Annotated in this window: 8 protein-coding genes; 3 read left to right on the top strand and 5 right to left on the bottom strand. The window is 75.4% G+C overall.

Going from position 1 to position 7,568, the window contains the following annotated elements; translation table 11 throughout:
- A partial coding sequence (locus LCD35_RS19585; protein ID WP_225044613.1) for a Rieske (2Fe-2S) protein occupies positions 1–543 on the bottom strand: 543 nt, incomplete at its 3' end.
- A 184-nt stretch (positions 544–727) separates the two neighbouring features.
- Here LCD35_RS19585 and LCD35_RS19580 point away from each other — a divergent pair.
- A complete protein-coding gene (locus LCD35_RS19580) occupies positions 728–1,060 on the top strand; it encodes a plasmid stabilization protein (RefSeq protein ID WP_224958734.1) in 333 nt (110 codons plus the stop codon).
- A 27-nt stretch (positions 1,061–1,087) separates the two neighbouring features.
- On the opposite strand, the gene LCD35_RS19575 is transcribed toward LCD35_RS19580, so the two are convergent.
- Entirely contained in the window at positions 1,088–1,489 is a 402-nt protein-coding gene (locus LCD35_RS19575) for a hypothetical protein (protein WP_224958733.1), read from the bottom strand.
- Between the two features lie 173 nt (positions 1,490–1,662).
- The gene (locus tag LCD35_RS19570; protein WP_224958730.1) at positions 1,663–2,832 is read right to left on the bottom strand and encodes a S8 family serine peptidase; all 1,170 of its coding nucleotides are present in this window, start codon (positions 2,830–2,832) and stop codon (positions 1,663–1,665) included.
- Between the two features lie 313 nt (positions 2,833–3,145).
- Between LCD35_RS19570 and LCD35_RS19565 the strand changes: the two genes are divergently transcribed.
- Complete coding sequence (locus LCD35_RS19565) at positions 3,146–3,571, top strand: universal stress protein (protein ID WP_224958729.1); 426 nt, start codon at positions 3,146–3,148, stop codon at positions 3,569–3,571.
- A 65-nt stretch (positions 3,572–3,636) separates the two neighbouring features.
- Positions 3,637–4,623 (top strand): NAD(P)-dependent oxidoreductase, encoded by a 987-nt coding sequence (locus LCD35_RS19560; protein ID WP_224958727.1) that lies wholly within the window; start codon positions 3,637–3,639, stop codon positions 4,621–4,623.
- Between the two features lie 21 nt (positions 4,624–4,644).
- Here the strand turns inward: LCD35_RS19560 and LCD35_RS19555 are convergent, their stop codons facing one another.
- Complete coding sequence (locus tag LCD35_RS19555; protein WP_225044612.1) at positions 4,645–5,763, bottom strand: PLP-dependent lyase/thiolase; 1,119 nt, start codon at positions 5,761–5,763, stop codon at positions 4,645–4,647.
- Between the two features lie 114 nt (positions 5,764–5,877).
- Positions 5,878–7,404, bottom strand: coding sequence for an arylsulfotransferase family protein (locus LCD35_RS19550; protein WP_225044611.1), 1,527 nt, complete (start codon positions 7,402–7,404; stop codon positions 5,878–5,880).
- Between the last annotated feature and the right edge of the window lie 164 nt (positions 7,405–7,568).

The following is a 7,568-nucleotide window of genomic DNA, read 5'->3' as shown; positions in this document are numbered from 1 at the left end:
CCCCCCCCGCCCGCGCCCCCCCCCCCCGCCCCCCCGCGGCGCCGCCCCCCCCCCCGCCGGGGCGGCGCGCCGGGGGGGGGGGGCGCGGCGGGGGGGGGGGCCCCCCCGCGCCTCCCCGCCGGCCGCGTCCAAGCGGACCCAGGCGAGCACCCCGTCGTCGTGCGCGGGGAAGGTGCGCCAGCCCGCGGTCCCCTCCCCCAGGCACATCCCGTGCCAGCGGCACACCAGCCGTCCCTCGTGCAGCCGCGCCTCCCGCAGCGGGGCGCCCAGGTGCGGGCAGGCACCGGGGCCGACGTGCAACTCCCCTGATCCGTCGCGCCACGCCACCAGCTCCACACCGGCCACCGTGCGCCCGAACGGCCGCGACGCGGAGATCTCCCGGCTCCCGGCCAGCACGAACCAGTTCCCCGACGGCCGGGCCTGCGCGCGCCGCAGCGCGGCCGCGATCAGCTCCGGCCGCGCCTGCCGCCAGGTGCCCGGCTGCTCCGCCCAGCGCGGCGAGCGGATCCGCCGGAGCGGAAACCGCACTCCCTGCTCACCCATGCGCACTCCCGTTCGTCAGCGGTGCAGCGTAGTCCCGAGCGGCGCGGCCGGCCCGCTCCCCGCGCGGCCGCGGAACGGATTCCGCCGAACGCGCAAGGGGATTCCGTCCCCATCCGGAGGTGTACCGCCGTCGATCCGCGGGTAGAGCGGAACCGGAACACCGCCTCGTCGGAGGAGGAGCACCATGCCCGCCGGAGCGAACCGCAAGCAGGAACGGCAGTACGAGCACATCAAGCACGGCGCCGAACGGCGCGGCAGCAGCGAAGGCCGGGCCGAGGAGATCGCCGCCCGCACCGTGAACAAGGAACGCGCGCAGCAGGGCCAGGCCAAGCGGCGCAGCAAGACCTCGGTGCAGGACATCTCACCGGAGCGCCGCGGCGGACTGCGCTCCGGGAACCGCACCGGGCCGCTCGGCCGCACCAAGGCGCAGCTCTACCAGGACGCGCGCCGGGCCGGGATCGGCGGCCGTTCGAAGATGAGCAAGGCCGAGTTGGAGAAGGCGTTGTCCCGCAGCTGACTCCGGCGGCGCACGGCGGCGGGGCGTTCACCGCTCCGCGTCGTGCTGCTCGGCTATGGCGGCGGCCGCGGCCTGGACGCAGTTGCCGAGGTCCTCCGCCCCCCCCGCGGCCTGGTCGAGGGCCACGTGCGCGTCGGTGGGCCGCGCGGTTCCCGGCGTGGCGTAACGACGGGCGAGACCGTCCAGCAGCAGCGCCAGCCGGTGCCCGCGGACGGCCACGTCGAGCAGCGCGTCCCGCGCGGACAGCGCGCCCGGCTCGCCGCCGGGTTCGGTGCGGGCGTCGGGGATCGACGCGGGTTCCACCGCGCGGTCGGCGCCGTCCAGCGCCGCCCCCATCTCCTCGCGCGCGCGGACCGCTTCGTCGACCGCCGCCGCCCGGCCCGGTTCTCGACCGGTCCGGCCACCGCCGGTTGCGTCGCCTGTGCTCATCTCCGTCCCCCCGGCCGATCGCCTGCCGGAAGATCCGCCGCCGGCGCCCCGCGGGACAGCGGGGGCAGCGGACCTGACCGGCTGCGCGCGGACTACCCGGAACGGGGGACGGGCACACCTGGCAGCGCGGGTGGCGGGCGCGCGAAGCGCACCCGCCACCCGCGGAACCGGGCTCAGGGTGCCTGGACGATGCCCGCGCCGATGTCGGTGGATGGCAGCGGCAGGCGCTTGGCGTTCTGCGCGAGGCGAGCCCAGAGGCCCCACGCCCGTTCCGGGTACTGCTGGGCGAGCAGCGCGGCGACGCCCGCGACGTGCGGGGTGGCCATGCTGGTGCCGCTGAGCTTCCGGTAGCGCTCCTGGCCCGGCCAGCTGGAGTACACGTCCACCCCCGGCCCGACCACGTCGACCTGGCCGATCTGATCCACCGTGCCGGAGGAGAAGTCGGCGACCGCGCCCTGCTCGTCCACCGCGCCGACGGCGAGGATCGACGGGCAGTTCGCCGGGTGCCCGACCGGCGCGATCGCTCCCGCCGACCGCTGGCTCTCGTTGCCCGCGGCGGCCACGATGAGCGTGCCGCGCTCGATGGCGCGCCGCGCCACGCGTTCGAACGCCTCGGAGAACGGCTGCCCCGGTTCGGTCGGCGCGCCCAGCGACATCGACACCACCGAGCAGCCGTTGGAGATCGCCCACTGGATGCCGGACAGGATCCCGCTGTCCCCGCCGGATCCCTCGTCGCTGAGTACCTTGCCCGCGTAGATCGACGCCTCGGACGCGATGCCGTAGCCCGGGCCGGACTGGGTGCTGCGCGGTCCGCAGGCGGTGCCGATGCAGTGCGTGCCGTGGCCGTGCCCGTCGTGGGCGTCCTGCCCCTCCACGAAGGACCCGGTGACGACGTCCCGGCCGGCGAAGTCGGGGTGCTGCTCGTCGAAGCCGGTGTCGAGCACGGCGACCCGAATGCCCTTGCCGGTGGGCGTGCTCTGGTCGGCCCGGACGGCGCGCAGGCCCCAGGTGACTTCGGCGTCGGCGGCGGGTTGCGGGGATCCGATGGCGAAGACCCGGCGCTCTGCTTCGATCGCCGCCAGCGGGGTGCCGCGTTCGCGCACCGAGTTCTGCAGCGCGGTGAACTGCTCCGGGTCGGCGTCGACGAGCGCGACGCCGAGTTCGTGCAGCACGACGCCGCCTGCGCCGCTGAACAGCGCTCCGGGCGCGGCGCCCGCGGCGTCGGCGGTGCTGGCGGTGCGGATACCGGCGAGCCGGTTGAGTTCCCGGGCACCGAGCACCGTCGCGTCGTCCTCCAGCAGGACCAGGTAGCGGCCGGTGGTTCCACTCTCGGCTGCGGTCATGATCGCCCCCTTGCTCTCGGTGAAACGTGCCCCTTGAGGTAACTCCCGTCCCACCCGTCCCGGCAAGACGCCGGTCGTGTGCGGATGATCCCCCGTTTTTCCCTTGCACAGCGGGAAATTCACCCTCACCCACCGTGCCGGGTGACCCCTGATCGGCGAGCACGACACGGAGAGTTCCGTTCCGAACCGGAGGAGTTCCGCTCGACCGGTGGCGCCGGGGTTCCGGCGGCCCGCCCGTTCGTCGCACACTGGGGGCCGCGGAGCGCGAGTCCCTCCGCCGCCGGGGCGGCGGACCACACCAACGAGGTGGCGCATGGACAGCACGACCGAGAACGTGATCATCGTGGGTGTCGACGGGTCCGAGCCGTCCCGCGCGGCCCTGCGCTGGGCGATGCGGCAGGCCGAGCACACCGGCGCCGCGGTGCGCGCCGTGGTCGCCTGGGAATACCCGGCGTTCTACAGCTGGGAGGGCGGGCCGATGCCGCCGGACGACTTCCAGCAGGCCGCCGAGCGGAACATGCACGACGCGGTGGACGCGGTGACCGGGCCGGGCAGCGCGGTGGAGCGCGTGGTGGTGCACGGGCACTCCGCGCAGGCGCTGCTGGAGGCCGCCGACGGCGCGGAGCTGCTGGTGGTCGGCAGCCGCGGCCACGGCGGCTTCTACCGCACCCTGCTGGGCTCGGTGAGCCAGCGCTGCGCGGTGCACGCGAAGTGCCCGGTGGTCATCGTCCGCGAATGAGGGCTCCGGCCCGCGCCGCGAAAACCGCTTTCCCCGCGCGACGCAGACCCGTAGCGTCGGCCCGCGTGAACGACGAGAAGATCCTGGTCACCGGCAGTGCAGGCCACCTCGGGGAGGCGCTGGTGCGCGGCCTGCGCGCCGAAGGCCGCGACGTGGTGGGGCTGGACCTGCTGCCGTCCCGGTTCACCACGGCCACCGGCTCGATCACCGATCGGGAGCTGCTGCGCCGCTGCCTGGACGGAGTCACCGGCGTGCTGCACGCGGCGACGCTGCACAAGCCGCACGTCGGCTCGCACGACCGGCAGGCGTTCGTGGACACCAACGTCGGCGGGACGCTCGCGCTGCTGGAGGAATCCGTGGCCGCGGGGGTGCGGAGATTCGTGTTCACGAGCAGCACCAGCGCGTTCGGCCGCGCGCTGACCCCGGCACCGGGCGAGCCCGCGGCGTGGATCACCGAGGACGTGGTGCCGGTGCCGCGCAACGTCTACGGCGTCACCAAGATCGCCGCCGAGCAGGTCTGCGAACTGGTGCACCGCGACCACGGGCTGCCGGTGGTGGTGCTGCGCACCTCCCGCTTCTTCCCGGAGGACGACGACCGCGAGGACGTCCGCACCGCCTACGACGGGCTCAACGCGAAGGTCAACGAGCACCTGTACCGGCGGGTGGAGCTGCAGGACGCGGTGGACGCGCACCGGCTGGCGCTGGCGCGGGCCCCGCAGCTCGGGTTCGGCCGCTACATCATCAGCGCCACTCCCCCGTTCTCCCCGCAGGACGCGGCGCTGCTGCGGACCGACGCCCCCGAGGTGGTGCGGCGGCTGTTCCCCGACCAGGAGGCGGAGTACGCGCGGCGCGGCTGGCGGATGTTCCCCTCGCTGGACCGGGTGTACGCCAACGACCGGGCCCGTGCGGACCTCGGCTGGACGCCGCGGTGGGACTTCCGGCACGTGCTGGACCTGCTGCGCGCGGACGAGGACGTCCGCAGCCCGCTGACCAGGGCGGTCGGCGCGAAGGGCTACCACCCGTACCCGCACGGGGTCTACACCCGGTCCTGACGGGGCGCGGTTCCCCGGCGGTCAGAGACCCTTGAAGGGGTGGGCGGTGGCGACGAGGACGGCGGTCTCGCCCGGCGCGATGCGGCCGGATCCGTGCAGCCGGTGCAGCGCGGGGAGCACCAGGGCGCTGGCCCCTTCGAGCAGGATCCCGTGCCGCGCCAGCCGTTCCGCGGCCGCTGCGGCCCCGTCGGCGACGACCGGATCTCCCCCGGATTCCGCCAGCACCCGCAGCGCTTGCACCGTGGTGGAGCCGCCGCCGATCGACGGGGCGCCGGTGGCCGTCCCCGGGAAGGAGTCGTGCACGCTCGCGCCCGCGCGGACCGCGCTCAGCCGCGGGAACGGTTCGACCAGGTGCACCCGGGGGCCCGGCCGGTCGTGCCGCCGCGCCGCCTCCTGCAACCCGAGGTGCGCGCCGAAGGCGAGGTCGCCGCGCGCGGTCGGCAGCAGCACGTGCTCCGGGACGCGGCCGAGGCCGTCCACCACCTCCCAGCCGAGCGGTCGCATCGCGTCCACGCCGAACGGGCTGCTGCCCACGGCGGGCCGCACGTAGTTCGTCACCGCGAGCCGACCCGGATCGGCGGCGCGGTCGCGGACGAAGTCCCAGCGCTGCTCGGCGTCCTCGAACACGTGCAGCCGCGCGCCGGCGGCGCGCACCGCGTCGACGATCGGGGCGGGCACGGCGGTGGTGACGGCGAGGTCGCACTCCAGCCCGTAGAGCGCGGCGTAGGCGGCCAGCGACACCGCGGCGTTGCCGGAGGACGCGGCCACGACCCCCGCGCAGCCCGCCGCGGCGGCCCGGCCGACCGCGCCCCAGCTGAACCGGTCCTTGTGCGAACCGGTCGGGTTCGCGGCCTCGTTCTTCACCCACACCTCGACGCCGTCCGGGGCGAGCTCGGCGGGCAGCGGGAACAGCGGGGTGCCGCCTTCGCCGAGGGTGCGGGCGCCGCGCAGCGGCAGCTGCCCGAACGGGTCCCCGTCGTAGCGGCAGCGCAGATTCGCCGGGGTGCCGCGCTCCAGGCAGTCCGGGCAGCCGGCGGTCAGGTCGCCGACGGGGTGCGAGCGCCCGCAGCCGAGGCAGTCGAGCGCGACGAGGCGTTCGTTCGTGGTCACCTGCGGGGCGTGCGGCATGGGCGTGCTCACGATCGTGCGAACCGGACGGAGGACCACCGCGCACCCTAGCTTCCCCGGTTCGCCGCGCGGACCGGTCCCGAACGGCCCGGTCGAGCGGCCGACCGGGCCGTTCCGCCGGCACGATCAGGCGACTTCGGCCGCCGGGGAGTCGCCGAGGACCTCGCCCCGGGCGTCGAGCGCCTGCACGCCGACGAAGGCGGCGTCGCCGGGCACGTCCACCCGGGTCTCGAAACCGGTGCGCGGCACGTCCTGCACGGGCGCGAGGTTCGCCTCGTCCGGCCCGGTCAGCACCCGCCACGCGGCGACCTCGGTGGCCCCGTTCCAGCTGGCGTACACGCTGGTGACGCCGTCCCCGGCCTGCCCGGCCACGGCGGGCCGGTCCAGCGGCCTGCCGACCCACGAGGACCGGAACGCGCGGTACGAGGTGATGGAGTCGACGAACTTGCCGTGGAACAGCACCTCGCCGTCGCCGTCGAACTCGGTGAAGTACGGCTCCCCGCCCCAGCCGACGAACAGGTGGCCCTCGTCGAGCAGCTGGGTGTTGCCCTGGTTCGGCGCGAGCAGTCCCTCCGGGCTCTCGTGGCTGCGCCGCACGGTCGCGGTGCGCGCCTGCTCGTCGACGTCGAGCACGAGCGCCCGCGAGCGCCCGCGACCGGGTGCGGCGGCGGCGTTGTCGAACAGGCTGATCGTGCCGTCCTCGCGGCGCCTGCAGTCGTGCTGCCAGGCGAACGCGGCGTCCGGCCCCATCTCGAAGTCGCTCTTCTTGCCGTTGAGCCGCCAGGTGACCTCGCCGGTGCCGCGGTCGATGCGGTAGACGGCGTGCGTGCAGCGGGCGGAGACGAGCAGCGCGTCGCCGTCCTCGCAGACCGCGTTGAGGTGGATGTAGTCGAACCACTCCTCCGGGTCCGCGGGTACCGGGTAGAAGGATTCCTCGATGGCGACGTGCTCCAGGCTGCGCCACTCGAACAGCAGCTCGCCGCCGGCGATGTCGATCTCCTGCACGACGCCTTCGAGCACCTTCGCGTTCGCCGCGCCGCCGACGGGCGTGGTGTCGGCGCGGACCTCGGTGTAGACGATGATCAGCGCGGTGCCGCGCGGGGTGATCACGAACTCGTGCATGTCGCCTTCGAGGCCGTTGGCGGGCCGCACGGTCGCGATGCGCTGGTAGCTCTCGTCGAGGATCGCGAACTGCCCGGTGCCGAAGCCCGGCGGGACGTGGATGGCGCCTTCCCAGAAGGTCAGCACCGGTTTCTCCTGGTACTGCTGCACCTGCATGTCGGCGATGACGCCCTCGGCGGGGTGCGAGAACCACACCGGTTGCCCCAGGTCGTCCATGATCAGCGCGCCGGGCTGGAAGTCGGCGCGCCGGGCGGCGGCCGCGGGGTCGAGCTTGTTCGCCCCGGCCGGGGTGAGCAGCACGTGGCCGGGCCGGACGCCGGCGGCGGGGGTGCTGATGGCGACCTGCGGCGGGTTCAGGTCGGGGCGGCTCACGAAGGTGTGGCCGGCGCGCGTCCCGGCGCGGGGCGCGGGTGCGGCCGCTGCGGCGGCGGTCGCGGCGGTGCCGGTGCTCACCAGGGCGGGGACGGCGGAGGCGGCGGCGAGCATCCGCAGCACGCTGCGGCGGCCTAACTCGCGCGGGTGGGTCGTCATCGGTCGGCTCCTCGGAGTGATTCGGGGGACGCGGGCGCGGGGGGGGGGCCCCCCGGGCCCGGGGGGGCGTTGCTGAACGGGGAGGGGAACTTCCCTTCGCTCCGGACCTGCTCGGCGGGGGCGGGGGGGGGGGGGCGGGGGGTGCCGTGGGGGGAGTCGGCGGG

Source organism: Saccharopolyspora sp. 6V (assembly GCF_020176785.1).
Classification (GTDB): domain Bacteria; phylum Actinomycetota; class Actinomycetes; order Mycobacteriales; family Pseudonocardiaceae; genus Saccharopolyspora_C; species Saccharopolyspora_C gregorii.
This window is presented reverse-complemented; position numbering and strand designations above follow the sequence as displayed.